Source organism: Rhizobium leguminosarum bv. viciae (genome assembly GCF_012276115.1).
Taxonomy (GTDB): Bacteria; Pseudomonadota; Alphaproteobacteria; order Rhizobiales; family Rhizobiaceae; genus Rhizobium; species Rhizobium leguminosarum_T.
Genome location: NZ_WIEU01000032.1, coordinates 1 through 25,927, shown reverse-complemented (window position 1 = coordinate 25,927; position 25,927 = coordinate 1). Strand labels below are relative to the sequence as shown.

General features: G+C 62.2%; 31 protein-coding genes and 2 pseudogenes. 11 read left to right on the top strand and 22 right to left on the bottom strand.

Features of this window, described 5'->3' with window-relative positions; genetic code table 11:
* Window positions 1-54: 54 nt before the first annotated feature.
* From GFM02_RS32560 to GFM02_RS32550, 3 genes are all read right to left on the bottom strand, one after another.
* Window positions 55-399 carry a hypothetical protein gene (locus GFM02_RS32560; protein WP_348644007.1) on the bottom strand — a complete coding sequence of 115 codons (345 nt, stop codon included), beginning with the start codon at window positions 397-399 and terminating at the stop codon, window positions 55-57.
* Window positions 400-448: 49 nt separating this feature from the next.
* Window positions 449-754, bottom strand: coding sequence for a hypothetical protein (locus tag GFM02_RS32555; RefSeq protein ID WP_168323979.1), 306 nt, complete (start codon window positions 752-754; stop codon window positions 449-451).
* A gap of 305 nt (window positions 755-1,059) precedes the next feature.
* Window positions 1,060-1,638: a TetR/AcrR family transcriptional regulator gene (locus tag GFM02_RS32550; protein WP_168323978.1), complete on the bottom strand. Its 579-nt coding sequence runs from the start codon at window positions 1,636-1,638 to the stop codon at window positions 1,060-1,062.
* 167 nt (window positions 1,639-1,805) lie between these two features.
* Here GFM02_RS32550 and GFM02_RS32545 point away from each other — a divergent pair, with 167 nt between their 5' ends.
* Together GFM02_RS32545 and GFM02_RS32540 are read left to right on the top strand one after the other, a co-directional pair.
* Window positions 1,806-1,994 (top strand): hypothetical protein, encoded by a 189-nt coding sequence (locus GFM02_RS32545; RefSeq protein WP_168323977.1) that lies wholly within the window; start codon window positions 1,806-1,808, stop codon window positions 1,992-1,994.
* Entirely contained in the window at window positions 1,991-2,515 is a 525-nt protein-coding gene (locus tag GFM02_RS32540; protein WP_168323976.1) for a hypothetical protein, read from the top strand. Before GFM02_RS32545 ends, GFM02_RS32540 begins: the two co-directional genes overlap by 4 nt.
* A 40-nt stretch (window positions 2,516-2,555) precedes the next feature.
* Here GFM02_RS32540 and GFM02_RS32535 read toward each other — a convergent pair whose 3' ends face one another.
* The 4 genes from GFM02_RS32535 to GFM02_RS32520 all read right to left on the bottom strand — a co-directional run bounded on the left by GFM02_RS32535 (window position 2,556) and on the right by GFM02_RS32520 (window position 5,141).
* Window positions 2,556-2,888: a hypothetical protein gene (locus tag GFM02_RS32535; protein WP_168323975.1), complete on the bottom strand. Its 333-nt coding sequence runs from the start codon at window positions 2,886-2,888 to the stop codon at window positions 2,556-2,558.
* 61 nt (window positions 2,889-2,949) lie between these two features.
* Window positions 2,950-4,026, bottom strand: coding sequence for a L,D-transpeptidase family protein (locus GFM02_RS32530; RefSeq protein ID WP_205930563.1), 1,077 nt, complete (start codon window positions 4,024-4,026; stop codon window positions 2,950-2,952).
* A 36-nt stretch (window positions 4,027-4,062) separates the two neighbouring features.
* On the bottom strand, window positions 4,063-4,380 hold the full coding sequence (locus tag GFM02_RS32525; protein ID WP_168303136.1) for a hypothetical protein: 318 nt from the start codon (window positions 4,378-4,380) through the stop codon (window positions 4,063-4,065).
* Window positions 4,381-4,622: 242 nt separating this feature from the next.
* On the bottom strand, window positions 4,623-5,141 hold the full coding sequence (locus GFM02_RS32520; protein WP_246792555.1) for a Spy/CpxP family protein refolding chaperone: 519 nt from the start codon (window positions 5,139-5,141) through the stop codon (window positions 4,623-4,625).
* Window positions 5,142-5,175: 34 nt separating this feature from the next.
* Between GFM02_RS32520 and GFM02_RS32515 the strand changes: the two genes are divergently transcribed.
* Window positions 5,176-5,763 (top strand): Crp/Fnr family transcriptional regulator, encoded by a 588-nt coding sequence (locus tag GFM02_RS32515; RefSeq protein ID WP_348644006.1) that lies wholly within the window; start codon window positions 5,176-5,178, stop codon window positions 5,761-5,763.
* A 55-nt stretch (window positions 5,764-5,818) separates the two neighbouring features.
* Entirely contained in the window at window positions 5,819-6,022 is a 204-nt protein-coding gene (locus GFM02_RS32510) for a heavy-metal-associated domain-containing protein (RefSeq protein WP_168270946.1), read from the top strand.
* A gap of 54 nt (window positions 6,023-6,076) precedes the next feature.
* Here the strand turns inward: GFM02_RS32510 and GFM02_RS32505 are convergent, their stop codons facing one another.
* Window positions 6,077-6,823: an adenylate/guanylate cyclase domain-containing protein gene (locus GFM02_RS32505; protein WP_246644674.1), complete on the bottom strand. Its 747-nt coding sequence runs from the start codon at window positions 6,821-6,823 to the stop codon at window positions 6,077-6,079.
* A 68-nt stretch (window positions 6,824-6,891) separates the two neighbouring features.
* Here GFM02_RS32505 and GFM02_RS32500 point away from each other — a divergent pair, with 68 nt between their 5' ends.
* Together GFM02_RS32500 and cueR are read left to right on the top strand one after the other, a co-directional pair.
* Window positions 6,892-9,366 carry a heavy metal translocating P-type ATPase gene (locus tag GFM02_RS32500; protein ID WP_168323974.1) on the top strand — a complete coding sequence of 825 codons (2,475 nt, stop codon included), beginning with the start codon at window positions 6,892-6,894 and terminating at the stop codon, window positions 9,364-9,366.
* A gap of 51 nt (window positions 9,367-9,417) precedes the next feature.
* Window positions 9,418-9,882 (top strand): Cu(I)-responsive transcriptional regulator, encoded by a 465-nt coding sequence (gene cueR, locus GFM02_RS32495; protein ID WP_168303138.1) that lies wholly within the window; start codon window positions 9,418-9,420, stop codon window positions 9,880-9,882.
* Here the strand turns inward: cueR and GFM02_RS35795 are convergent.
* The 8 genes from GFM02_RS35795 to GFM02_RS32450 form a co-directional block, all read right to left on the bottom strand.
* Complete coding sequence (locus GFM02_RS35795) at window positions 9,848-10,159, bottom strand: transposase (RefSeq protein ID WP_168303139.1); 312 nt, start codon at window positions 10,157-10,159, stop codon at window positions 9,848-9,850. The two genes, cueR and GFM02_RS35795, sit on opposite strands and share 35 nt — an antisense overlap.
* Before the next feature lie 63 nt (window positions 10,160-10,222).
* Entirely contained in the window at window positions 10,223-10,588 is a 366-nt protein-coding gene (locus tag GFM02_RS32485) for a hypothetical protein (RefSeq protein WP_168323973.1), read from the bottom strand.
* Window positions 10,589-10,855: 267 nt separating this feature from the next.
* Entirely contained in the window at window positions 10,856-11,008 is a 153-nt protein-coding gene (locus GFM02_RS32480) for a hypothetical protein (protein ID WP_168303141.1), read from the bottom strand.
* A 42-nt stretch (window positions 11,009-11,050) separates the two neighbouring features.
* Window positions 11,051-11,713, bottom strand: coding sequence for a CBS domain-containing protein (locus tag GFM02_RS32475; RefSeq protein WP_205930562.1), 663 nt, complete (start codon window positions 11,711-11,713; stop codon window positions 11,051-11,053).
* Window positions 11,714-12,024: 311 nt separating this feature from the next.
* Entirely contained in the window at window positions 12,025-14,409 is a 2,385-nt protein-coding gene (locus GFM02_RS32465) for a phosphoketolase family protein (RefSeq protein ID WP_168323972.1), read from the bottom strand.
* A 9-nt stretch (window positions 14,410-14,418) separates the two neighbouring features.
* Window positions 14,419-15,591: an acetate/propionate family kinase gene (locus tag GFM02_RS32460; RefSeq protein WP_168270955.1), complete on the bottom strand. Its 1,173-nt coding sequence runs from the start codon at window positions 15,589-15,591 to the stop codon at window positions 14,419-14,421.
* Complete coding sequence (locus tag GFM02_RS32455) at window positions 15,584-15,937, bottom strand: hypothetical protein (RefSeq protein WP_131664374.1); 354 nt, start codon at window positions 15,935-15,937, stop codon at window positions 15,584-15,586. Before GFM02_RS32455 ends, GFM02_RS32460 begins: the two co-directional genes overlap by 8 nt.
* A complete protein-coding gene (locus GFM02_RS32450; RefSeq protein WP_168323971.1) occupies window positions 15,918-17,552 on the bottom strand; it encodes an MBL fold metallo-hydrolase in 1,635 nt (544 codons plus the stop codon). The genes GFM02_RS32455 and GFM02_RS32450 overlap by 20 nt, the downstream gene beginning before the upstream one ends.
* A 215-nt stretch (window positions 17,553-17,767) precedes the next feature.
* Between GFM02_RS32450 and GFM02_RS32445 the strand changes: the two genes are divergently transcribed.
* Entirely contained in the window at window positions 17,768-18,415 is a 648-nt protein-coding gene (locus GFM02_RS32445) for a BON domain-containing protein (protein ID WP_168270957.1), read from the top strand.
* Window positions 18,416-18,493: 78 nt separating this feature from the next.
* Here the strand turns inward: GFM02_RS32445 and GFM02_RS32440 are convergent, their stop codons facing one another.
* Window positions 18,494-19,003, bottom strand: a complete 510-nt coding sequence (locus GFM02_RS32440) for an Hsp20/alpha crystallin family protein (protein ID WP_168270958.1) — start codon at window positions 19,001-19,003, stop codon at window positions 18,494-18,496.
* A gap of 198 nt (window positions 19,004-19,201) precedes the next feature.
* Between GFM02_RS32440 and GFM02_RS32435 the strand changes: the two genes are divergently transcribed.
* Window positions 19,202-19,645 carry a hypothetical protein gene (locus GFM02_RS32435; RefSeq protein WP_168323970.1) on the top strand — a complete coding sequence of 148 codons (444 nt, stop codon included), beginning with the start codon at window positions 19,202-19,204 and terminating at the stop codon, window positions 19,643-19,645.
* On the opposite strand, the gene GFM02_RS32430 is transcribed toward GFM02_RS32435, so the two are convergent.
* The gene (locus GFM02_RS32430) at window positions 19,608-20,351 is read right to left on the bottom strand and encodes a response regulator (RefSeq protein ID WP_168270960.1); all 744 of its coding nucleotides are present in this window, start codon (window positions 20,349-20,351) and stop codon (window positions 19,608-19,610) included. The two genes, GFM02_RS32435 and GFM02_RS32430, sit on opposite strands and share 38 nt — an antisense overlap.
* 173 nt (window positions 20,352-20,524) lie before the next feature.
* Here GFM02_RS32430 and GFM02_RS32425 point away from each other — a divergent pair, with 173 nt between their 5' ends.
* Together GFM02_RS32425 and GFM02_RS32420 are read left to right on the top strand one after the other, a co-directional pair.
* A complete protein-coding gene (locus GFM02_RS32425; protein ID WP_246728898.1) occupies window positions 20,525-21,205 on the top strand; it encodes a helix-turn-helix domain-containing protein in 681 nt (226 codons plus the stop codon).
* Window positions 21,183-23,102: a hybrid sensor histidine kinase/response regulator gene (locus GFM02_RS32420; protein ID WP_168270962.1), complete on the top strand. Its 1,920-nt coding sequence runs from the start codon at window positions 21,183-21,185 to the stop codon at window positions 23,100-23,102. Before GFM02_RS32425 ends, GFM02_RS32420 begins: the two co-directional genes overlap by 23 nt.
* 336 nt (window positions 23,103-23,438) lie before the next feature.
* On the opposite strand, the gene GFM02_RS32415 is transcribed toward GFM02_RS32420, so the two are convergent.
* The gene (locus tag GFM02_RS32415) at window positions 23,439-24,086 is read right to left on the bottom strand and encodes a BON domain-containing protein (protein WP_168323969.1); all 648 of its coding nucleotides are present in this window, start codon (window positions 24,084-24,086) and stop codon (window positions 23,439-23,441) included.
* Between the two features lie 124 nt (window positions 24,087-24,210).
* Entirely contained in the window at window positions 24,211-24,408 is a 198-nt protein-coding gene (locus GFM02_RS32410) for a PDZ domain-containing protein (RefSeq protein WP_168270964.1), read from the bottom strand.
* A gap of 29 nt (window positions 24,409-24,437) precedes the next feature.
* On the opposite strand from GFM02_RS32410, the pseudogene GFM02_RS32405 reads away from it, so the two are divergent.
* Window positions 24,438-24,846: pseudogene (locus tag GFM02_RS32405) on the top strand (Tn3 family transposase); the annotation flags it as partial.
* Between the two features lie 57 nt (window positions 24,847-24,903).
* Here GFM02_RS32405 and GFM02_RS32400 read toward each other — a convergent pair.
* Together GFM02_RS32400 and GFM02_RS32395 are read right to left on the bottom strand one after the other, a co-directional pair.
* Complete coding sequence (locus GFM02_RS32400; protein WP_168323968.1) at window positions 24,904-25,170, bottom strand: hypothetical protein; 267 nt, start codon at window positions 25,168-25,170, stop codon at window positions 24,904-24,906.
* Window positions 25,167-25,750 (bottom strand): annotated as a pseudogene (locus tag GFM02_RS32395) (DUF2092 domain-containing protein). The gene GFM02_RS32400 and the pseudogene GFM02_RS32395 overlap by 4 nt, the downstream one beginning before the upstream one ends.
* Between the last annotated feature and the right edge of the window lie 177 nt (window positions 25,751-25,927).

Here is a 25,927-nt window from a genome sequence, read left to right as displayed (position 1 = left end):
GAGGACATCCGTCGAAGCGACCGGATGCCGCAAACAAGGCGGCCTCCGGCTTCCTCAGACCGGGCGACGAGGAGGACCGAGCGCCGGCGGAACCGTCATGCCACTGCGGGTCTGGTCGCCCCATGCGAAATTGAGGAAGGAAGCCGTAGCTGCGGGAGTTGCCGTCCCCTCCGTGCGGGTGAGGACGACGCAGAAGCCGCATTGGAGGGCGCAGCAGCCGATGTGGTCGGACGTCTGAGGGCCCTGAACCGAGGCGTGGGCGTCAATCGCCGGCAAGACGGACTGCTGGAGCCCGAACTGTTCGTGGGACGGATGCTCAAGGCACTGCATCGCCTGCACGCCCGCCGCAGGCGCAAGCAGAAGCGCGACCGTGACCAGGAAGGCCAGCACTGCGTTCACCGATATGGACCTGCGGCTGTCGGCGATGTGCACGGCTCCACTCCCCTGCTCAGCCGAAGCGGCGGCTGACGAAGTTGAAGATCGCGGCGATCAATGCTCCTGCATAGCCGCCGAAGATGACGCTTTGAAGGAATCCCAGGGCGACACTTCGAAGATCGAAACCCGTGAGCCCGAGATAGAACTGCAGCCATGGCCTGTGAAGACCCCATTCCGGCCCGGCGAAGCCGAGCAGCATGCAAAGCAGGAACGAGATGGAGACGAAGGCGGCGAGCGTCGCACCCAGCACCGGGACCGAAACATGGGCCGGCGTCGCCGGGGATTTCACCGAAGAAACATGCAAGCTTGTGTTCGCCATTGAAGGATCCTCCGGCCAGGTCGCATATGCAGAAAGCTGGACAAGCCAACAATGCGCCTGGCGGAGGCGTCCTTCCTTGATCTACGTCAAGGAACCCCTGAAACCTACCCAGGCCTGCACATGAAGATGGGCAAAGCCACACAGGCTCCGGCGTGGAAACGACTGGTGGTCGACAAGAGAATCTCTAGCAATTGGGACGTGCCGGCACCCACGCACGCCCAACTTCCAACGATAGAGGAGCTTCGTAAGCGGTAACCTCGCCCACACGAACACGCAATTCGCTTGTCCCTCGCCTGTCCCGCACCTCAAGGGCGCGCCTGCATTGCTCCCTCCGACATCAGGCGACGAAACATCGCGTCTATGCGATGCGGCGGCAGGGTTGCGCCTCCGTCCAGCCACCAGGTGAGCGCCGCCATAAAGGCGCCGACGACGTATTGGACCACGAGTTCGCGGGGTATGGCGTCGGAGATATGCTTGCCGGAGTTCGCCGCAAGGTCATCGCGCACGAGATCGGAAAGTATCTGACGAATCGTGCCGAGCGCTACGGTGCCTCCTCGACCGCCTGCCAGCGCCCGGTAGAGATCGATGTGATCGCGGGCATGTTCGAACATCGGCAAGCTGAAGCCGAACGTGCCTCCCCGCCAGGCGCGAGCGGCGGCTTCCGCAAGCTGCCTCCTCAATCCGTCAAGTCCGTGCTGTTTAAGGTCATCCTTGCCGGTGTAGTGAAGATAGAACGTCGATCGTCCGACGTTCGCCGCATGGCAGATCTCCTCGACCGTGATCAGATCGTAGCCCTTTTCCAGGATCAGGGAAATCAGAGCCCGATGCAGCGCCGCCCTGGTGCGGGCGACTCGGCGGTCGATCCTGTGCTTCGCTGTTCCCATCGCTTTTTCCCGGTCAAATCGAGGCGATTGTCCATGATCGGGCGCTCGTGTCCGATCGGACATTGACATGAATGAACATCCTACCCTGTTATCAGACATGGTGTTCAGCTTCTTCAATCGATTTGAAGGCGAGCGACAGCGAAGTCTGCGGCAGGATGCGAACGACGATGGTTGACGAACCCGCCTACCCCGGCATGCCACGTTGGGTGAAGATCTCCGGAGTCGTCCTTGCGGTGGCGATATTGCTGGCAGCCGTTCTGACGGTAGCCGGTATTGGCGGACAACATGGGCCTGGCCGTCACCTCCCGCTTGCCGACACGGGACGCCAGGCGCCGAACGGAGGCGACCCGCCATGATCATGCCGCAGGGCATTCGAAAGGTCGCTCTCGTCGTCCATGTCGTCTCCTCGGTCGGCTCGCTCGGGGCGGTCGCCGCCTTCCTTGCGCTCGCCATCATCGGACTTGCCGGTCAGGACGATCGGTTGGTGCGGAGCACTTACGTCGCTGCGGACGTACTCGCGCGCGTCGTCATCGTCCCTCTGGTCATGGCCTCGTTTCTCTCCGGGCTTGTCCAGTCGCTGGGAACTACATGGGGCTTGTTCCGACATTACTGGGTCCTGGTGAAATTCCTGCTGAACCTTCTCGTCGTCGTCGTTTTGCTGCTGCAGGTGAAGGGGATAGTCTACCTGGGAGTTGCGTCACTTGAATCGATCATGTCGAACTCAGACCAACTCGATCTTCGGCGCTCGCTCGTCATCCATGCCGCTGGAGGACTCGTCGTATTGCTCGTGACGACGGCGCTGTCGGTGTACAAGCCGCGCGGCATGACCCGATACGGATGGCGCAGACATCATCGGCCACGGCCGGGCGGCTCATGAACCGCCATTCCGGGCCATCGGTTCGACGTCCTGCGCTAGTTCAGAAGCCCATCGGCGGCGCATAGAAGCAACGTACCGTGTCTTCGTTGGGAAACAGGCAGAGGTGATAGGAGCCGTCCGGCGACTCCCTGGTCTGCGCCTGTGGAATCAGAAAGACGTGTCTGCGCGTCGCCAGCCTGTGGTCGCCCGGCAGGAGTGTCACTTCGTACCCTTCCTCGCGGTGATGGACGGTCTTCGATGAGATGCGCTGGCAGTCGCCGTTGTCACCGTCTCCGTTGCAGCAATAGGGCTCGTAGGTGAAGCCCGACGGCGCATGATGCGCGTGGGCCGCAGTGGCGAACGCCATCCCGATCGCCGCTAGTATCATTCGCATGGCGTCCTCGCTTTCGTGTCCATACAGAACGTGGGCAACGTCACGATCCGCCACGGGATCGTCACTTGCTTCCTTCGAACGGATCGGCCAGCGCCGCAACTGGGCGGCTGATCGGATACTTGATGACGGAGACCTTCTCCGCGAGCTTGACGTCGCCGTTTTCTTCAAGGAGCGCACGGAAGCTCGGATGCATGCCTCCGTCCTGGTACGCGAGCGGCGTGAATCTTTTTGCGGCCAGCTCCTGGTATTTCCGATCGTCGGCGGACGCCTTCGCGGCGACTGCAGGGTCGGATCGATCGACGCGCTCCGGACATGCTGCGAGCGGATCGGCGGGGTCGCCGTCCTTGAATTCGGCGTCGAAGACGTACTTCCTGCCGCAGACGGCGACCCTCGGTTCGCGACGGCGAACATCGAAGATGTCGTAGCCCTCCTTGAGGTTCTTCCAGAAGGCGACATTCGGATCGCCGCGATGTGCCGCCAGGTTCTGCGGCGTCATGCGGAACGGGTAGGCCTGGACCTGGAACGCCTGCTGCCCGCCTTTCAAGGCCTTCTCGACCACCGCGTAGATTTCACCTACGCCCTGATCCGTCAGCGCAAAACAGCCCGACGACGAGCAGGCGCCATGTACCATGAGAGCTTCGCCGGAATAGCCAAGGGCCGCTTCCAGGCGGTTGGGATAGCCGAGGTTGAAGGAAAGATAGAACTGTGATTTCGGATTGAGGCCTCCCATGGAAACGCGGTAGAATCCTTCGGGCGCCTGTCGGTCGCCGGTCTTGGTCTTGGGACCTAGCTTTCCGGACCAGCGGCACATCGGATAGACCTTGAGCAGCGCATACCTTCCGCTGCCGTCGACCTTCCAGATCTCCAGCTCGCTTTCCATCTTGAAGATGCGGACGAGGACGGGACTCTCCGGCTTCATTCCCTTGGCCTGCATGCCGGCCAGCAGCTTCGGCGGTATGTCGTGCGAAGCCACGCCGAGATCGTCAAGCGATTGAATGCAGCCGCTCAGGACCACGGCGAAGACGGCGAGCGCCACCCCGCAAAGCTGCTGCCGCACCCGGTCGATTTGATTCAAGTTGTTCAGCAATGAAGATAAACTACTGACGTGGCTTGCAAACATAGACATGCGCAAGGTCATGCCCTTCCCTTTTGGCCTGGATTCGAACGAACGGATTCAGACGGAAGCGATGGGAGGACGCTGCTCGACGGGTTCAAGAACGCCCGCAAAGGCGACTGTCGCGGCGACGCCAAACGCGACGCGATCTGACTGCGAACAACGGACGTCTGGAGCTTGTGCGACGATGCCGTCCTGCTGGCAGTGCGATCCCGAAACAGATCGGCCGTCACCGCGATGGTGTCCGTCGGAGGTCGCGGGAACGCTGACGACGGCCGGGCCGGCATGGCCGTGATCTGCAGGCGCGGCGATGCAGGGCGCGGCAAGCGAACCCAGCAGCATCATGGTCGCGACAAGGACGTTGATCAGTAGGCGCATCGACTCGTTCCTGCGCAGAGTCTTCTCTGCTTCGGCGGCGTCATAATGGTGAACTTCGCCTTTTCGGTCAACGCGAAGGCGCTACTTTCCAGTCGCGAGCTCCCAAAAGGCCAACCGCCAGGTCGCGGTGATCGCGGCGGCCGTTGTCATCGCCTTCCTCGCAGCCATCGTGCTCCACGCGCTCTTGCGTGGCTAGAAGCGGCGTCGAGGCGGCTATCTCGCCTGCTGCCGTCCCCGACGGTCTATTTCGAGTAACCGCGGTGCTTGCCATAGGCGGCGATCTGGCAAGCGTCGAGAAGCCGGGTCATCTCGATATGCGCCGCAAGGTGAATGAGTCCCAGCCGTGACCGGCTCGCCTCTGCAGTGGCAACCAGGTCGCGAAGGGCGGATTCGGTAATGGTCCCGCTTCTGAACGCCGCGTCGAGTTCCCGCTCGGCCTCGACGAAGACCTTTCCCTCTTCCGATGCCCGAGCCTGCATGAGGTCGAAAACCTCCTGCACCTTCAGGAGCTGATCGTCCGTCAGGCCTAGTCGGTCCTTCATCTGAAGCACATGCGAGGGACCGGGGTAGCCGTTGAGCTCCGCCGGCTTGGCAAAGCCCCACCCGCCCCCTCTGGTCAGTTCGTCGACGTCCGTTTCCGACAAGGACTTGATATCCCGCGCCGCCTCCTGCGCATATGGGGATGTCGCGTGATGCGCTCCCTCGGCCAATGTCTGTGTCGAGAGAACGGCGAATGTAAAGCTGACGAGCAGGAATTTCATCGATCGCGTTCCAGTTGGGGATGGGACCGCACTATTGCTTGTCGTCGTCGTAGCGAACATGATCGAGATCATGTCCAACACCCTCATTGATTACATTCGCGGCCTCTCGACCAGAAGAAAAACGTTCGGCGCCGGCCAGGACCTCTTCAACCAAGGCGACGACGTGGAAAACCTGTATCTCGTGGAGGCGGGCGTCGTTCATCTCGTTCGGCATCAGGCGGATGGCAACGTCGCGGTGCTGCAGCGGGCGTCGCCGGGACTGATCCTCGCGGAAGCTTCGGTCTTCTCGAGCGTCTACCATTGCGACGGCGTTGCCGTGAGCGACGTGAACGTGACCGCGGTACCGGTCAAATTGATCAGACGCGTCCTGCACAGCAATTCGGACTTCGCCGAAGGCTGGGCGTGCTACCTTTCCAGCCAGCTACAGCAGACGAGGAAGCGAGCGGAGATCGGCAGCCTGAAGACCGTCGCCGCTCGTCTTGAATCCTGGCTCGCATGGAACGACGGCGGGCTGCCGTCGAAAGGAGAATGGAAGGCGCTGGCCGACGATATCGGCGTCTCGCCGGAAGCCCTGTATCGGGAGCTTTCGAAACGACGCGTTTCTTTGCGTGATCGGTCTTGACCCTCCCACGGTTGGAAGCCCTACATGGGGGCGGTCAAACCATTTGGAGACCACGATGTACGAATTCGAAATTCAGAACATGACCTGCGGCCATTGCGCAAGCACCGTGGAGAAGGCGATCAAGACTGCCGATCCGGAAGCCTCCGCCAGCATCGATCTTGCGGCCAGGACCGCCAAGGTTGAAACGAGGATCGATCCCGCCGCGATCAAAACTGCCATTGAGAAGGCGGGCTATCCGTCCAGTTTCCAACAAGTTTGATTTCGGAACTGAGCACCAGATTTAGCAAGTGTTCCGCGCCGAGGTTTCAAACCGTCAGCGCGGAACCTCATAGGTCTGAGGCGACCGTCGATACGCTTCTTCACACTGCGGCGAGCAAAACCACGGCCCTTCGGGGGCGGCCCGCCTGTAGGATGAGTACGGCGCATGCATCTTGCACACCGGATCGATCCAGGCGGGGTCCGCAGACGGAGCAAGCTCGATCTCATAGAGAGGGACTTCCCCTGCTACCGACCTAAGCGCCACCGTTCCGAGGTCCCGCACCAGGATGCCTCTGGCGACGGCCGCCTCGGCAACGGGCCGGGTGGCGAGCAACTGGCCGGGTGCTGCGAGCGCGGCGATTCGTGATGCAATATTGACCGTCGATCCAAAGAGATCGCCTGCTCTGCGGACGACCGGCCCGTGGTTCAGCCCGGTCCGAGTGAGCGGCAGTCGCGGCTCCTTACGGCAGGCCTGCAGCAGCGGTCCGAGTACCTGGATCGCCGTACCCGGTTCAGGAAACGATAGCATTGCCTCGTCGCCAATCCATTTGATCGGCGGCTCATAGCCGCTGAGAGCGTCGCGGACCATGCTCTCGAATACCTCAAGCACGTCAAGCGCGGCTGCGTCTCCATAAACGTCCGCAATCGCGCTGAATCCCGCGATATCTATGAACGCAACGGTAGCCGGTGCGGTCGCTAAATCCTCTCGCTGCCTCACATCGCTCTCCATCGCCCGAAGATTAGCAACGCCGCATTCTCGCTTGCGTTCGCTTCTCAAGCAAGCCGTGAAGCTGTTTGTCAACACGAGCCCTTGACCTTCCCATCATGGGAAGGATTACCTATGTGTGCAGTTCAACAAGGGATCGACCCATGACTGCCATATCGAAGATTGAAAACTCGACCGCAATACCAATTCCCACCGAGTTCGAAATCGAGGGCATGTCGTGCGCGTCGTGCGTCGCCAGGGTCGAACGGGCGATCAAGGCCGTCCCCAGCGTCGACACCGCGTCGGTGAACCTCGCGACCGAGCGTGCGGCCGTGACGTTCAAGGACAGCGTGGACGCGACCGCCGTCCTCCAAGCCATCGAAGGCGCAGGCTACGAGGCCAGGATCGAAACGCTGGAGATGTTTGTCGAGGGCATGACCTGCGCCTCGTGCGTCTCCCGCGTCGAGCGTGCTCTGAAAGCGGTGCCTGGTGTGGTCGACGCATCCGTCAACCTGGCGACCGAGAAGGCCACGATTCGCTTCGCGGCAGGTGCGGTGTCGCTGCGCGCATTGGAAGACGCCGTCCACGCGGCCGGATACGAGCCGAAATCCGGAAGTCGGCCGGAAAAGGACGCAGCCGACGACCGCCGCGACACCGAGATTCGATCACTGGCGCTCCGCCTCGGCATTTCCGCAAGTCTCACCCTGCCGCTGTTCCTGATCGAAATGGGCTCCCACGTCATACCGGGTGTCCACGAGTTCGTCATGAACACCGTCGGCATGCGGCAGAGCCTCTACCTGCAGTTCGCGCTGGCGACTGTCGTTCTGTTCGGGCCTGGTCTTGCCTTTTTCCGGAGGGGCGTGCCCAATCTGCTGCGGCTGGCGCCCGACATGAACTCGCTCGTCGTGCTTGGAACTTCGGCGGCATGGGCGTACTCCGTGGTCGCGACATTTCTTCCCGCCGCCCTGCCCGCAGGAACCGTGAACGTCTACTACGAGGCCGCGGCCGTCATCGTGACCCTGATACTGCTCGGCCGCTACCTCGAGGCCCGCGCGAAGGGAAAGACGAGCCAGGCCATCACGCGCCTGCTCGGCCTGAAGGCGAAGACCGCCTTCGTGGAGCGATCCGGGACGTTCCTGGAGATCGGGATCGAAGACGTCCTGGTCGGCGACGTGATCCGCATTCGTCCAGGCGAGAAGGTTCCGGTGGACGGCACGGTGGTGTCCGGGGCGTCCTACGTCGACGAGGCCATGATCACCGGCGAGCCGGTTCCGGTCTCCAAGTCCGTTGGAAGCGAGGTGGTCGGCGGCACGATCAACAAGACGGGGTCGTTCACGTTCCGCGCGACGAAGGTCGGGGCCGACACCGTGCTCGCCCAGATCGTCCGGATGGTCGAGGCCGCGCAAGGATCCAAGCTGCCGATCCAGGCTCTGGTGGACAAGGTGACAGGCTGGTTCGTCCCCGCCGTCATCCTCGCCGCACTGGTGACGTTCGGCGCATGGATGATCCTCGGCCCGTCTCCGGCGCTAAGCTTTGCGCTGGTCAACGCTGTCGCCGTCCTGATCATCGCCTGTCCGTGCGCGATGGGTCTCGCGACGCCGACGTCGATCATGGTCGGGACCGGCCGCGCGGCCGAGCTCGGGATTCTGTTCCGCAAGGGCGAGGCGCTGCAAAGCCTGCGTGAGGCCCGAGTCGTCGCCCTGGACAAGACCGGAACGCTGACGAAGGGCAAGCCGGAGCTGACCGACTTCCAGGTTTCGGAAGGCTACCTGCGCGAGGACGTCCTCGCCTGGGTGGCGAGCATCGAGGCGCTGTCGGAGCATCCGATCGCCGAAGCAATCGTCAAGGCTGCCGAGGCGGAGGGACTGGTGCTCGCCGCCGTGAAGGACTTCGAAGCGTCTCCAGGCTACGGCGTGAAGGGATCCGTCGCAGGTCGATCGCTGCTCGTCGGCGCGGATCGGGCGCTGGTCCGCGAGAGCGTCTCCGTGGAAGGATTCGCCTCGATCGCCGAGGGACTCTCCAGCAAGGGCAGATCACCGCTCTATGTCGCCGTGGACGGCCGTCTTGCTGCGATCGTCGCCGTGTCGGACCCCGTCAAAGAAACGACGCCCGAAGCGATCAGATCCCTGCATGCCCTTGGTCTCGAAGTGGCGATGATCACCGGAGACAACCGCCGTACCGCCGAGGCGATCGCCGCCCAGCTCGGCATCGACCGAGTGATTGCGGAGGTGCGTCCGGAAGGCAAGGTTGAGGCGGTCAAACGGCTGCGCGAGCGTGGCAAGGTCGCTTTCGTCGGTGACGGCATCAACGACGCCCCGGCGCTCACGGAGGCGGACGTGGGACTTGCCGTCGGCACGGGCACCGACGTCGCGATCGAGAGCGCCGACGTCGTGCTGATGTCCGGAGATCTCACCGCCGTCGTCAGGGCCGTCGGACTGAGCCGCGCGACCATCCGAAACATCAAGCAGAACCTGTTCTGGGCGTTCGTCTATAACGCCGGCCTCGTGCCCGTTGCGGCCGGTCTTCTCTATCCGGTCAGCGGCACCCTGCTGTCGCCAATCTTCGCCGCCGGCGCGATGGCAATGTCCAGCGTGTTCGTCCTCGGCAACGCCCTGCGCCTTCGCCGCATAGAACCTTGAAGCAATTGCGGCGTCGCCATCGGCACCGCCCCATATCGACAGGAGCATGGAATGAACATCGGAGAGGCAGCAAAGGCCAGCGGCGTGTCGGCCAAGATGATCCGCTACTACGAGCAGATAAAACTGATCACGCCGGCGCATCGCACGGAATCGAGCTACCGCACATACGGCGAGAACGACGTCCATACCCTGCGGTTCATACGCAGGGCGCGAGACCTCGGCTTCTCCGTCGAACAGATGAAGACCCTGCTGGCCCTCTGGCGGGACAGGTCGAGGGCAAGCGCCGACGTGAAGAGCATCGCCCGCGAACACATTGAGGAACTCGAACGCAAGGCTGCTGCGATCTATGCCATGACGGCGACGCTCAAGCACCTGGTCAAGCACTGCCATGGCGACGATCGGCCCGACTGCCCGATCATCGAGGAGTTCGCCAACCAGAGCGATGAAGCGCCGCCGCCCGCGATCAATTCCCGCTTCGGTCTCAACGGATTGAAGACGGACCACGGGGGGCGCTAGCCGCCACCTCTCGGTCCCGAGTAGCGCCGTCATTCCATCCTGACCCTGACGTGGCAGGTCGTACGGGTGCAGGCAGAACCAGCTTGCCTTGCCGCGCCATCGTCCGCCAGGTGGAGAGGTGGTTCGGCTTCAAGCCGTACCGCTCGGCGACTTCATTCACCATCGCGCCTGGCCGAAGGCTCTCCGAAACGATCTGCGCCTTGACCTTGTCCGGCCAGTGCCGGTGAACCTCACGACCGGATTTCCTGGTCGTGAGAACCTCCAATGTAGTCTCCATGGAGAAACTCCGTTGCTCGTCCATGGAAAGCCGATCACACATTACTATGACGACAACAACCGCTCAGGAGACCGGAGCGGTGCAGAGCGCTGCCCAGAGGTCGTGCTTCCAGTCCGCTCCCGGCGGCACCGACACGTTGATTGCATAGTCGGCGGAATTGATCCGCACCATGGCTGGCGAAATGCAGCGCACGCTCGCCTTGTGCCTTCCTCCGTCCCGATAGAGGACCGACCCGCCACCGTCGAATTCCGAGAGCGTGATGACGACGTCGAAGTCGAAGGCGGGATCGCGGGCAGGCCCGCCTTCGGCCAGACTGAGGCTGATGGACCGGCTACCGCCGAACGAAGCGGTATGAAAGGCAAGTCCGGACGCCGCCGCGATCGACGCCGATTGCGTGAAGAGGATCAGAGACAGAAGAACCCGGCGCATCTACCCCTCCCGTGGTCTATGCACTGTGATCTTAGCACGTTCACGTCACATACGCACGTTGGCCCTTCATAGCTTTGCGGTGCGTGCGAGCCGGCCGCCGGAAAGGATCAAGACACGATGACCATTATCCTTTCGCCGCTGGTGATGGCGCGGACGACGCGGTCGTCTTCCACGCCCCGCCATTCCTCCGGTGTATGAAGTTGTGGAGACCGGCCTGCCGAACGTCCCCTGCATCCGCTCGACGGCCTCGCCAAGATCGAAGCCCAGTCACGGGTCAGAAAGAGAGCGCTCGACGCGCCCGCTTCGAGAGTCGCCGGATGGCTTTACCAGCAGGACGCCCACAACCGTCCCGACCATGAGGATCAGGATGACGAGGAGAAGCCTCGACATGACGGCGTCGGCGATGATCCTGACAAACATGACGGAAACTCCGGGGGCGATTTCATCGTTTGAGGGAGCTCATCATGCAGAGGCCAGGGTGATCTTGTTCGCCACGCCGCCGACGCCGCGGACGCTTTCCGCAGCCACCCTGGCCGCTGCGCGTTCCAGCTCCGTCTCGACCTCTCCCTTCAGGGTGACGATCCCGTTCGAGACGGTCGCTCTGACCATGGGGGCGGCTATTTCGAGCTCGGATTCCAGGCGGCAACGAACGGCGGTCCCGATGGCCTCGTCGCCGGAAGCGGTGCACTGCCGAGGAACATCGAGAAGCGCCCGCATCAAGTCGCGGCGGCTGATCATTCCGGCGAGCCTGCCGTTCTCGACGACGGGGAGGTGTTTGATGTCGTGGGCCTGCAGCAGTTCGGCGAGCTGGCTGGCGGTGGCGGTCGGGGCGGCGCTGACGACGGGTGTCGACATCACGTCCTTGACGCGCCAGCTTCGAGCCTTCACATAGTCCGCCAGCGCATCTTCGCGGTCGCGCGTATGCGGTACCGCCCGTCTCGCCCAAGACGACGCCACCCGACGCAGCAGGTCTCCCTCGGTGACGATGCCCGTGAGCCGTCCTTCGCCATCGACGACGGGCACCGCGCCGATCTTGCTGGCGTTGACGATCTCGATTGCTTCCCTGACGTTATGTCCCTCGTCGATCGTCGTCACGGGGGTCGTCATGATGTCTCTGGCAAGCATCGCGCTGTCTCCTTGTTGACCGGACAATTAAGGAGCCAACACACGTCGAGCGCATTGACGTGGATCAAGCCGGACACGAGAGGCCGTCTTCGTGGGCCGCGCGAGGGCGCCTTGGGATCGCATCGGCTGCAGAGCGGGAAGGACTCGAAACACGCTGAAGCTGACGCTGCAAAGCCTGCGGTTGCCGTGGGGGCACCCCCGGTCGACGACGAGTTTGCCACCTCGCACTCGAATCCTCTCTCCTGCTTGCTGGCGTCGCCGCGGCAGTATCGCTGGTGGCAGTTGACACCTAATTCCGGTCCTTGGTCGCCCTAGGAGGAGCGTGCCCAGCGCCAATTCCGGATTTCCGGCATGTCTTCTCCACGCTCCCTCACGAACGCCCGGTGCTCGTCGAGCTTTGCATGCAGGTCTGCGATCACATCTGGGACCTTTTCGGCGAGATCGGGCACCCGCGCGATCGCCTCGAGAGCAAGATGATACCTGTCCAGCTCGTTCAAGACGGTCATGTCGAACGGCGTCGTCGTCGTGCCCTCCTCCACGAACCCGCGCACGTGGATGTTGCCGTGATTGGTGCGCCGGTACGTCAACCGGTGGATGAGATAGGGATAGCCGTGGTAAGCGAAGATGACCGGCCTGTCCTTCGTAAAGATACCATCGAACCGCGCGTCGTCGAGACCATGGGGGTGCTGCTGGGGGTCCTGCATTGCAAGCAGGTCGACGACGTTCACCGTCCTGATTTTCAAGTCGGGTATCGCCTCGTGCAACAGCATCACGGCCGCGAGCGTCTCCATCGTCGGCACGTCTCCCGCACATGCCATCACGACGTCAGGCGCGATCGAATCCTTCTCGAAGCTTGCCCACTCCCAGACGCCAATGCCCTCTTCACAATGCTTCACGGCCTCGTCGATCGTAAGGTACTGGGACTCCGGCTGCTTGCCCGCCACGATCACATTGATACGGTCGTAAGTCTTCAGGCAGTGATCGCCGACCCACAGGAGCGTGTTGGCGTCTGGCGGTAGATAGATGCGGACGACGTCTGCCTTCTTGTTGGCGACCAGATCGACGAAGCCGGGGTCCTGATGCGAGAAGCCGTTGTGGTCCTGTCGCCAGACATGCGACGTCAGGAGGTAGTTCAGCGACGACACCGGCTCCCGCCAATCCAATCCTCGCGAAACCTTGAGCCACTTGGCATGCTGGTTGAACATCGAGTCGATGATGTGGATGAAGGCCTCGTAGCATGAGAAAAGCCCGTGGCGGCCGGTAAGGAGATATCCTTCCAGCCAGCCCTGGCAGAGATGTTCGCTGAGAACTTCCATGACCCGTCCGTCTCTGCCAAGATGGACATCATAGTCTTCAATTTCTTGCATCCAGACGCGGTCCGTCTGCTCAAAGACGGCACCCAGCCGATTCGATTCGGTCTCGTCCGGCCCGAAGATCCGGAAGTTTTTGGCCTCGGCATTGAGCCGCATGACGTCCCGCAGATACCGTCCTAAAATCTCTGTCGACTGGACCTGGGAAGCGCCACGAACGTCGATCGCGACCGCGTGGTCGCGAATGTTTGGTAGCTGCAGCTCCCGGCGCATCCGTCCACCGTTTGCATACGGCGTCGCTCCCATACGCTTCTCGCCACTCGGCGCCAGCGCCCGCAGTTCCGGCCGGAGACGACCGTCGGCGTCAAACAGGTCCTCTGGGCGGTAGCTCCGCATCCACTCCTCCAGAATCTGTCGGTGCGCGTCGTCGCCCCTGCAGTTTGCGACAGGCACCTGGTGGGCGCGCCAGAAACCCTCGACCTTCTTGCCGTCGACCTCCTTCGGCCCGGTCCACCCCTTAGGGCTGCGAAGCACGATCATCGGCCACCGCGGCACGCCGGCCGCTGGCGACCCGTTCCTCGCCGACGCCTGCAGGGATTCGATGACGTCGAAGGCCCGATCGAAGGCGGCCGCCATCTGCCGGTGCATGTCCGCCGGCTCGTGGCCCTCGACGAAGATCGGCTCATATCCATATCCCACGAACAGGCTGCGAAGATCCTCATCGCTGGTCCGCGATAGGATCGTCGGATTGGCGATCTTGTAGCCATTGAGATGCAGGATCGGCAGCACCGCGCCGTCGCGGGCAGGATTGAGAAACTTGGTCGAATGCCAGGCAGCCGCAAGCGGGCCAGTCTCCGCTTCGCCGTCGCCGACCACGCAGGCTACCACAAGGCCCGGATTGTCGAACGCGGCGCCGAAGGCGTGGACCAGCGCATATCCGAGTTCGCCGCCTTCGTGGATCGAACCGGGGGTCTCCGGGGCGACGTGGCTCGGTATCCCTCCGGGAAAGGAAAACTGCCTGAACAACTTGCGCATGCCGTCGGCGTCCTGCGAGATGTCCGGATAGACCTCGCTATATGTGCCTTCGAGGTAGGTGTTCGCGACCATTCCCGGCCCGCCGTGACCAGGCCCGCAGACATAAAGGACATCTCCGTCACGAGCTTTGATGACGCGGTTGAGATGGGCGTAGATGAAGTTGAGGCCGGGCGTCGTTCCCCAATGTCCGAGAAGCCGGGGTTTGATATGTTCCGGCCGAAGCGGCTCGCGCAGAAGCGGATTGTCCATGAGGTAGATCTGGCCGATGGAGAGATAGTTGGCGGCCCGCCAGTAGCGGTCGATGAGATCGAGCTCGCGCTCGGTGGGAGGTGGGCTTCTACGTTCAGACATGTTGTATCCTCAAAGCTTGTGGCGGCTGATGACTTCGATCGCTTCGTCGGCGATCACCTGTTCCTCGTCGGTCGGAATGACGAGGGCGACGATTTCGCTTTCCCTCGCGCTGATCACGGTCGCGTTCATCTTGTTAGCAGGCTCGCTCAACGAGAGACCCAGCCAACCCAGATGGTGGGCGACGCCACCCCGTATCTCCGGCTGATGCTCGCCTATGCCGGCGGTAAAGACGATGGCGTCCACCCCGCCAAGAGAGACGGCAAGCCTTCCGATCTCGCCGGCGATCCTGAAGCAGAAGAGGTCGAGGGCTTCCCTGGATGCCGGATGGAAGTCCTCCAGCAGGACGCGGACGTCGCCGCTTTTCCCGGAGACGCCGAGCAGCCCGCAACGGTGATAGAGGAAATCCTCGAGACGATCCGCGTCGTGGAAATTGTTGCGCAGAAGGTGGACGACGGCGCCCGGATCGAGCGAGCCCGGCCGGGTCGACATCGGAACTCCGTCCAGCGGCGAAAAGCCCATGCTGGCGTCTATGCTCACGCCGTCGACCATTCCGCAAAGGCTCGCGCCGCTTCCAAGATGCGCACAGATGATACGGCCGGCGGCCAGGTCTGGATCGTGTTTCCTAAGCTCGCCGGCGACGTACTTATAGGAAAGTCCGTGGAAGCCGTATCTGCGGATCCCGGCGTCGTGCAGCTCTCTTGGAATGGCGAGCCGCGCGGCAAGGGCGCTCTGCGACGAATGGAATGCGGTATCGAACGACGCCGTCTGCGGCATGTCCGGATATGCGCTCCGCACTGCGCGGACGATCGCAAGCGCCGGAGGGAGGTGCACCGGCGCGAGATGCGTCAGATCTTCCATTCTGAAGACGATCTCGGGCTCCAGCAGAACGGGGCCATCGAAGACCTGCCCGCCGTGGACGATGCGATGGCCGGCCACCACGGGGTCGAACCCTCTGCGGACGATGCAATCGACGGCCTGCGAAACCAGCCGCGCGTCGATCGCTCTGCTGGACGGAAGCTCGACAGCCTCGTCACCGCCAGAAAATCGGAAGGTGAACCTCGGCTGCTCCCCGATCGTGGCAATGCCGCCACCCAGCCGGAGCGCCCGACCGTCCTTCAGCCTGAAGACGCCGACCTTGAGGCTGGAGGACCCGGCGTTGAAAGTGACGGCAACCCTATCCATGGCCCGAAACTCTGGAGCGTGCAGTCCCAGCAGGCTTCGCAGCCACCTTCGTTGCAGCCTGCCTGGCCGCCTCCTTGCTTGCCTCTTCGAAGAACTCGCATGCGTACTCGAGGACGGACGTCTCGTCTTCCGACGACAGACCGAACGGCGCGCACTGCTCCTTCATGGCCCGCAGGACCTTCTTCTTTAATGCGGCGACCGCAAAGGCATTCTTAGAAGCGAGAACCTCCCGCAGGCAGGTTATAGCGACCACTTCCAGGACGATAAGCTTGCCTTGCACCTCTCCTTGGGTCGGTATGGCGAAGCGTTCTCCGCCGCGCTTGCAGTCACGATCCATGATTAACATTGGCGTCTCTCCTCCCTTCGACCGCCGGAACATCGTCCGGGTCGAGTGCGCGTCGAAGCCTGCGTAGCACGACCGCTCGGCCCTTCTCGTCGGCGACGGATTTCAGACGATCGGACAGGTCCAGAACGAACCGCTGATAGTCGTTGTTCCAATCAGGCCTGCCGGGCACGACCGGCTTGAGACGTGCGGGCGTCCTGTCTTCGATGAGGCGTGCACCCGCCGGTGAAAGCTCGTAGGCGTCGTCCAGCGACGGGCAGACGACCTTTGCGGAAACCTGCTTCGGGAGCCGCGCGGACATCGCTTCACGAGCGCTCTCCTCTCCATGGACAAGGAAGACCGCCTTGCGGATCGGTTCCCGCTCGGCAATCCACGCATCCAGTTCGCTTGCATCCGCATGTCCGCTATAGGCGTCGAGCGTGGCCATCCTGGCGCCGACGTGAACCTCCTCGCCCTGGATGCGGACGTCGGTCGCGCCCTCCTGCAGGATGCGGCCGAGCGTCCCCGCCGCCTGGAAGCCGACGAACAGCACGGTGCATTCCCGTCGCCAGAGCCAGTTCTTCAGGCGGTGGCGGATCCGCCCCGCCTCGCACATTCCGCTTGCCGCGATGATGATGTGAAAGCCCCGGACGAGATCGAGCGCCTTCGACTGCTCGGCCGTCTCGGTGAAACGGACGTTCGGCGCGTTGAGCGCGCGAAGGAACGCCTTGCCGTGACTGAGGTCGGCCACGTGCTTCTTGAACGCCTCGGTCGCTCGCGACGCGAGCGGCGAGTCTATCATGATGGGGCACCGCGGCACCTCTCCTTCGTCCATGAGGGCAACGAGATCGGTCAGCACCTCCTGCGTCCTCTCCACGGCGAAGGAGGGAATGAGAAGAACTCCGCCGGCGCTGTTCGAGCTCGCCACCACTTCGCGCAGCCGGTCCCGTCGATCCTTCAGTGCGTACTCTTCCCGTTCTCGGTCTCCGTATGTGCTTTCGCAGATGAGGTAATCGATCCCGGAAGGCGCCCGAGGGAGATTTTCGAACAATTTGTTACTCGCGCCGACGTCGCCGGAGAACAAATTTCTTGTCGCCCCGTCCGCGCCGGGCACCTCGACTTCGATCGATGCGGAACCCATCAGGTGTCCAGCATTCCAGTAACGGAACCTTACGCCGCCAACAGTCTCCCGCCACTCGCCGTACTCGACAGCAATGAACTGCGGCAGCATGCCGCGGGCGTCGTCGGCAGTATAGATGGGCTCCACCGTCTCTCGCGCCCGTCTGCGATTCCTTCGGTTGAGCTGTCGGACCTCCGACTCCTGGATGTGACCCGAATCCTGCAGCATGATCGTGCATAGGTCGATCGTTGCTGCTGTTGCAAAGATTGGCCCGCCATATCCCGCCTTCGCGAGCTTCGGAAGCAGGCCGGAGTGGTCGATGTGCGCGTGTGTGAGCAGCACCGCGTCGATCCGCGCTGGTTCGAACGGAAAGGGCTTGTAGTTGAGCTCCTTCTCTGACTTCGATCCCTGAAACATTCCGCAGTCGATCAAAATGCGTGTGCCACCGGCCTCTAAAAGGAAACTTGATCCGGTGACCGAGCCCGCGGCGCCGTGGAAGTGAAGGATCGGATTGGCCATGACAACTCCTATCTGTTGTCAGGGACTTTAAGGCACCCCGGACGACCGCACGTTGACGAAGGTCAAAGACATGTTCGGCGCTCGCCTGACGTTCGGTCGATTGGGAAGATGCAGGTCGTCGCCGGTTCAATTGACCGAGCGCAACGCCGGAAATTTTGGACGGCGCATGATACTCCGCGAGGCCAACGGGCTTCGGAACCCAACAGGAGGTAGAAATGACGGACTTAGGAATCCAACAGGACATACTCGACGAGCTGGCGTTCGAACCCAGCATCGACGCCGCCCATATCGGCGTCTCGGTGGAAGATGGCATTGCGACCCTCTCCGGTCATGTCGCGACCTATGCCGAAAAGCTGACGGCGGAGGACGTTGCAGCGCGGGTGAAGGGCGTCCGGGCGGTGGCTGTGGACATCGAGGTGCGGTGCGTAGGTCACAAGCAACATGCGGACGACCAGATCGCGTCGCGGGCGATCGACATCATCGCCTGGACCACGGCGCTCCCGGAGGGACCGGTTCATGTAAAGGTCGAGGACGGCTGGGTGACGTTGTCGGGTGAAGTGCGCTGGCAGTTCCAGAAAGCTGCCGCCGAGCATGCCGTCAGGAAGCTCGGTGGCGTGGTCGGCGTCCTCAATCTGCTGACGATACGTCCGTGCCCGACGGTGCCGGACGTCCGCCGTCGGATTGAAGAAGCGCTGAAACGGAGCGCCGAAGTCGACGCCGGCGGCATCTCGGTGAAGGTTCAGGACGACAAGGTCGTTCTCGAAGGCGGCGTGCGCGCCTGGCACGAGCGCGGCGTCGCCGAACGGACGGCTTGGTCTGTTCCGGGCGTTGCCACCGTCGAGAACCACATCCGCATCCACTGAAAAAGAGGGAGGGGTTGCCCCCTCCCTCTCTCCGCGCCCACCGCACGCCACCCCCTCGGCGTGGCGGAGGGTTGACCGTCAGGCCGCTTTGACCGTGATCTTCTTGTCGTTCTTCTGCCGCTCGGGCGTCTTCGGCAGCGAGACCTTGAGAACGCCGTTGGAGAACTTCGCCTCGATCTTCTCGCTGTCCACGCCGCGCGGCAATTCCAGGCTTCGGTGGAACGATCCGTAGCGCCGTTCGGAAAGGTAATAGTCCTTTTCCTTCTCCTCCTTGGCCTCGTTCTTCTCACCCTTGATGGTTAGCACACCGTCGGCGAGCGTGACGTCAAGATCCTTGGCGTCGACGCCCGGAAGCTCGGCCGACAGCTCGAAGGCTTTGTCGGATTCAACGAGATCGACGGCGAGCATACCGCGCGAGAACGCGGCCGGCATCCTGCTGAAGGCCCGGTCGAAAATCGACGGGCTCCCGAAGTCGCTGAACACGCGGTCGATCTCGGACCGGAGGCTGTCGAGGGGCCACCAGCGGTCGGCGGGCGCCGCCGGCCTTGCTTCTGTCTTTACGGAAAGTTTCGATGCAGAGTCTGCCATTGTCATTCTCCTTCTAGAATGCCGTCGTTCACAGGCGGCGACGCGCACATAGAACAGTCCATTGCATTCGCGGTCTTTGATCACCGTCAACCCCCTGGCTTTTGTCTTTCGGGCCTTCCCGACTCAGGATTGACCTGGGACAAGGCCCCAACCGCAGGACCATGCCAACATTCCTCTCGATCGAGGAGGAAAACCGCCATGACGTCGGGATATCGAGTCCGCCTGCTCCACATGGATGATGCGCTGCACGCCTACAGTCTGATCCAGGTGGCGGCTCCGTGCTTTTCTGCAGACGATTGGGCGCAAGTGGTGGCGAGCGCCAATCGGTGGACGCTCGTCTCGTTAAGGGATCCGGCAGGTTATGTGCGCGGGCTGGCCGTCTACCGGACCGGCACGCATCCGATCGCCGGACGATTGATGGACGTTCCGATTTTCGTGGCGGCGAGCGTCATTGACGACGTTACCATCGCGGAGGTCCTGTTCACCTCGCTCAGAATGCGGTCGGCGGGATGCAACTTCATGCGGTTCTGGGCGAGGTTTCCAAGCGACTTCTCAGAGATGGAAAGCGAGGGCAGATTTCATCGATGGGATCATGGCCTGATGGTCAGGGTCGACCAGAAGCCGTCTCCAGCCTTGCTGTAAAGAGATATCCGACGCCGCGGACGGACTTGATCAGGCTTGGGTTGGCCGGGTCCGTCTCGATCTTGCGCCGAAGCCTGACGATCAGGGCGTCGATGGTGCGGTCGAAGCCGTCGCGGCCACGCTTGTGCGTCAAGTCCATCAGCATGTCACGCGTCATGACGCGCCCGGCATGGGTGGCGAACACGTGCAGCATGTCGAACTCGCCCGTCGACATCGCCACATCGTCTCCGGCCGGGTTGAATACCGCCCGCCGTTCGACATCTAGCCGCCACCCCGCGAAGCGCAGCACGTCGGCTTCCGGGAGTTCGGCTTCGTTGGGAGCGGTTCGTCTTCGCAGGACGGTCCTAACGCGGGCGAGCACCTCTCGGAGATGGAATGGCTTGCCTATGTAGTCGTCCGCGCCGACCTCCAGACCGACGACGCGGTCCATGACATCGTCTCGGCCGGACAGCATGATGATGGGAACGTCCGAAACAGAACGGATTTCTCTTGCGAGCTGGAGCCCGTCGCAGTCTCCCGGCAGAACGACATCGAGGAGGACTGCGTCGAATTTCACTCCCGCCATTCTGGCGCGCATCTGCAAGCTGCCGCCTGCCACGTCGACGTCGAACCCCTCCTCGCCGAGATACTGCGCGAGCATTCTTTGGATCCGCACATCGTCGTCCACGACCAGTATGCGGGTTCGCCTAACAGTTCCGCTCGTCATCCCGGCATTCTCAAATTGTTACGGATTGTTACACGATCGCATCAATTCTTACGCTTCTCGCATCCCTGTGTCACCAGACTTCGGTCAAATCCACGCCAGGCAACGGCAGAGGGACCCACGACATGCAAACGGTATCAAACATTCATTCACTCGAACGGCCATTGGCGCACGGAATGATCGACTTCGCGCCGCTGTTCATGCGCCAGACAGTCGAGACCGCCCAGCCGGGAACCACGATCTTCTTCGAAGGCGACGCCGCCCGCCACGTGTTTCGCATCGTGCGCGGAACCGTGCGCATATGCCGGTTCCTTTCGGACGGCCGCCGTCTCATCATCGGCTTCCTTGGCGCGGCCGATCTGGTCGGCTTATCTTTTCGCAACCGCTACATGTTTGCAGGCGAGGCCATCGACGAGGTGGTCTTCACCCGGATGAACAAGCGGACGCTGGAAGAGGAACTACAACTCGTGCCTGATTTCCGGCTTCAGCTTCTGTCGCAACTTCGCGACGAAATTTCCGCAGCGCAGGACCACATGCTCCTGCTGTCGCACAAGAACGCCGAGCAGCGCGTCTGCACCTTCCTGCTGCATCGGCTGGAACGGAACGAGGGGCGCGACGGCCGGACGATCAGTCTGCCTATGGTCCGCGCCGACATCGCCGACCATCTCGGCATGACGATCGAGACGGTGTCGAGGACGCTTACCAAGCTGGTCACCAAGGGGATACTATTGCCTGCCGACAAGCATCAGTTCAAGGTTGCCAGCCGGTCGGCACTGGCCCGCACCGCCGACGAAGACCCGGACGTTTTCGAGGAGGTAGAAGCAGGAGCACGCTATGCTGGAACACGCTACCAGTGAGACCGACCTGGACCGGATCGTGCGCATGTTCGACGGGGCCAACCTGATCGTCCACGGCTTCGACGGCGTCATCCAGCGCTGGACCTCGGGCTGCGAGCAGCTCTACGGATGGTCCGCCGCGGAGGCCGTGGGAAAGGTGGTCCACGATCTCCTGGACACGCAATTTCCGGCCGACGTGGAGGAGCTTCGAGCCAATGTGCGCGACAAGGGATTCTGGACCGGACAGGTGGGGCACCGGCGAAAGGACGGGGTCAGACTGGCGATCGTGTCGCGGTGGACCGTTCTCGAATTTGGGGATCCGGACACGCTCATCGTCCAGTCCAACAACGACGTGACCCTCATGCAACAGGTCGGGGACGAGCTGCGGGAGCGGCAGGCTCACCTCCAGTCAATCCTAGCCACGGTCCCCGACGCAATGATCGTGATAGACGACAAGGGCTGCATCGGCTCGTTCAGCGCCGCGGCGGAAAAGCTCTTCGGCCACTCCGCGCACGAGACGATCGGGCAGAACGTGTCGATCCTGATGCCGTCTCCGGACAGGGAGGCGCACGACGGATATCTGGATTCATACATTCGGACCGGACGCCGCCGGATCATCGGCTATGGGCGCGTGGTCGTCGGTCTCAGGAAGGACGGGACCACCTTTCCAATGGAGCTTTCGGTCGGCGAGGCGGTCGCCGGCGGCAAGCGAACCTTCACGGGCTTCGTCAGGGATCTGACGAGCCGCCACCGCGTCGAGGCCGAGTTGCGGCAGTCGCAGAAGGTGGAGGCGGTCGGACAGTTGACCGGAGGGCTCGCCCACGACTTCAACAACCTGCTGGCGGTCATCAGCGGCAATCTCGAAATGCTCGAGGCCCGTCTTGCCGACGCAGGGCAGTTGTCCCTGCTGCGGGAGGCGCAGTCCGCGGCCGACGACGGCGCAAGACTGACCTCCCAGCTTCTGGCGTTCGGAAGGCGGCAGGCCCTCACACCAAAGGAGCTGGACGTCGGCGCCCTGCTTGGAGAGTTTTCAGATCTCGTCCAGCGGACGCTCGGCGACTCCGTCGAACTCAGGACGATCATTCCTGGACGGCGGCTGAGCGCAATGGCAGACAAGGCGCAGCTCCAGAGCGCGCTTCTCAACCTTTCGATCAACGCCAGGGACGCGATGCCTGCCGGCGGCCGTCTGACGATCGAGATATCCGGCGTCGAGATCGACTCGGACTACGCCGGGATGCATCCTGCGATCCGCCCCGGAAGATACGTCCTCATTTCGATCACCGACACGGGCACCGGAATGACGTCCGAGGTGAGGGAGAGGGCTTTCGAGCCGTTCTTCACCACGAAACCGACGGGCTCGGGAACGGGTCTCGGGCTGAGCATGGTCTATGGTTTCGCCAAGCAATCCGCAGGACACCTGCAGCTCTACAGCGAACCTGGCGAGGGGACGACTGTGCGCCTCTTCCTTCCTCGCGCCGATGGTGGAAGGGGTTCCCATCCGGACGAGCAGCAGGTCAAGGACGCCCCGTCCCTTGGCACCGAAACCATCCTCGTCGTCGAAGACGACGCGAGAGTCCGCAGAGTGACGATCAGCCGTCTGCAGACGCTTGGCTACGTGGTGATCGAAGCGACGAACGGGATCGACGCATTGAAGGAGTTGGAGGCGGGGCACGACGTAGCCCTGCTGTTTTCAGACGTCGCCATGCCGAGCATGAACGGCGACGAACTGGCCCGCAAGGTACGCGAGCGCTGGCCGTCGGTGAAAATTCTTCTGACGTCTGGCTTTTCGGAGCCCCATGCTGCGGAGAAGGAGATCGAAGCAGGCGCCGGCTGGCTAAAGAAGCCGTACACGGCGTCGGAAATGTCGGCCCGCCTCAGGCTGCTGCTCGACGCGAGGCATGGTGGCGATCCTGCGTGACGGCGGGATTCCAAGTCAGAGGAATGGGGAGGATCATACTGCGCAGTTCGCATACGCGACATCGAGTCAGTGTTCGTTTGCGGATCCAGTCAAGGTCCCACTGAGAGATCGGCTCCCCGGACAACAAGCACTTTCCTGACACTCGCGACCGAGGCTCTGCATTGGCAGGCAAAAGGTTCGTTTCGAAGACGAGATCGACGCGGAAGTTGGGGCAAAGCCCAAGAGACGCTCTCATCTTCGAGCTCGGAAATTGGTGGCGTATGCGAGGGCGCTCACACGGCGCCCTCGCTGCTGGGTGGGCCGAGCGGCTAAGGTCCAGCCGTCCCCAATATTCGATCACCCAACCGTCAGCCGATCGTCGAGAGTGCTGATCCCCGGAGCGGACCACGCAGCGCGCTCCGCTGCCTGCCGTTCCGACCAGGTCTTCACCTTACCGGAAAGTGTGACTTTTCTGCCTTGGACGTCGATTCTGATTGCATCGGCCTCCAGAGCGGCGTCGCGCTGAAACGCATCCTCGATGCGTTTCTTGACGTCCACCGCCGTAATCCGCGGCGTCAGCTCCACAAGGTTGGACACTCCCACCACGCCGGCGAGATCGCGCACGGCGTCGTAGGCTGCGTTTTTTTGATATTGCCACTCGAGTTGGCCCCGCAGGGTGATCCACCCCTTGAGGACCCGAACCTGCACTGAATCCTTTGGCACCGAGACGTTCCAGTCGAGCATCTTGACAGCTCGCCGAGCGATGTCGTCGTCGTCTGTTTCCTTCGGACCGAAAATCTGGACCTCGATGTCGGCAGCTATTCCGCGTACGCCCTTGACGCGACCAACTACCCGCTCTGCGGCTTCCTTCTCCGCGTAGGTACGCACGTGACCAGTCAGGGTTACGATCCCGCTGTGGACCGCGACGCCGATACCAGCGGCGTCGATGCTGGGCTCGAATTCCATTTCGTCGAGAATGCTCTGTCTGAGATGAATGTCGTTCATGACAACCTCCTTCAGGTTTGCGACGAGACGATCGTGCCAGCGCCGCAGAATTTCGTCGTTGATCTTCCTCAAGCACGAGAGCGACGCTGAGCTCTAAGCGGACCGAACACCGTCTGCGAGGTCGCTACTGGGTCTGCACGTCGGCAGCCATGAAGAGATGATGGCGGTTCCTCACGACGGTGGCGAGCGCGCGGGCGTGTTCCTTTGCGAGAATGGCCAGCAGTTGGCCGACGTCCGTCACAAGGTGCTGGTCGAGAGCAACGACAACGTCGTCGGGTTGACGGCCGGCTTGAGCGCCAACCGCGCCTTCACTGACGACCACGACGTGCGCTCCCAAGCCATCGGGAGAGCATCAAGCGATCCTTATTCATGATCGAATGGTATTCCAGCCCGGCTCTGCGCCGTCGATGCCAGCCCGGTCTCAACAAGGGAGAGGCTGCTCACAAACTCAAACGGGCGGTCTTCTTTTATGAGCGCGGTGAAATCCATGACCGATCATTCGAGAGCCAAGCATTCCACGCCTCTGGCTTCAATCTGGTCGTCAGCGCCATCGTGCACTGGAACACCGTCATCGCAGCGGCGCCGTCGCCCCACTGCGTCATAGCGGTCGCAATATCCCCGACAACGTCGTGAAGCACGTGTCGCCGCTGAACTGGGAACACATTAACATCGCGGGCATCTACAGTTGGGACGCCGCGCCGGCTTGCCGGACGGCTTCCGGCCGCTCCGCTTGTCGTGGAAGTTGCGACAAGCCGCATGAAGGTTGATGGCCTCTTCGCGCGCGAGTAGTTCCTGTTCTATCAGCGTCACAGGCCCTTCACGGACATCTATAATAGACCCGCCCGTAGGCATCGACGACCTGAACGCAGCCCGGAGCATAGACCGCGCCGGCTGTAGCTCCCACAGCAACGGCCCGGCGCGTCGTCCGCCGCGCCACTCCGGCGTAGCTCACTGGCGTTAACGGGCGGCCGACGCGAGCCTGGGCTTCAGAAATAAATGAACCAACGCCGCCGGTAAGAACGTCGCCCACCAGGAGCATTGTGGTAATATCTGCGCAAGCGATAAGTTTTTTGCGGCTGGTCATTCGCTGGCTCCTTCTGGAATGTCATCGATGTGGGGCATCGCCTTCGCATCCACCCGCTTGCTGTCGCTCGGCGGCGCGAATGAGAAATCATCCTTCACCTCTCCGCTCCAGGAATTGATGATCAGCGTATATTGCGGCGCGGCGGCCACGGCCTTGGAGGTGATCACGTATTTGCAGGGAATTGGTTCCGCCCCGTGCGCACCCACAACTGCCAGTCCGTATCCGCGTTGCGAAAGGCCAGGTGCTCACACTCCACGCCACCAATCACGCCTGTGCCGATATGCTTGGCATCGACAACGCCGGCATTGAGCGCATCGTAGACGTTCGACAGCAGCAGGTCAGCACCAGGCAACGCGTGCCCATCCGATTCAAGCTTTACAACAAGTTCATCGATCGTCCCAGGAGCGTCGATCTGGGCGAATGATTTGGCGTCTTTCGAATGAATGGTCACCTGCTTGCCGTCGAAAATCATTTCGACGTCGGCGAACCCGCCGGTGCGGGCTGCATGTACTTTGTTCGGGCGACTGACGGCAACCTGACCTGAGCTCGCGAACTGAATCTTCTGCAGATCGGATGTCACAACTTCAATATCTGTGTTGAAGGTTGCGGAGAAGGTCTGCTGTTTGGCTAGGTGTTTAGTCCCGGCATTTGATGGTGCATTATTTTCCTTAGAATGGAGGGAGGCACTATGGGCCAGGTTCTACACGGGAGCGCCACAACGACAGAGGCAATCCGTCGAGCAATACAAAATAGTGAA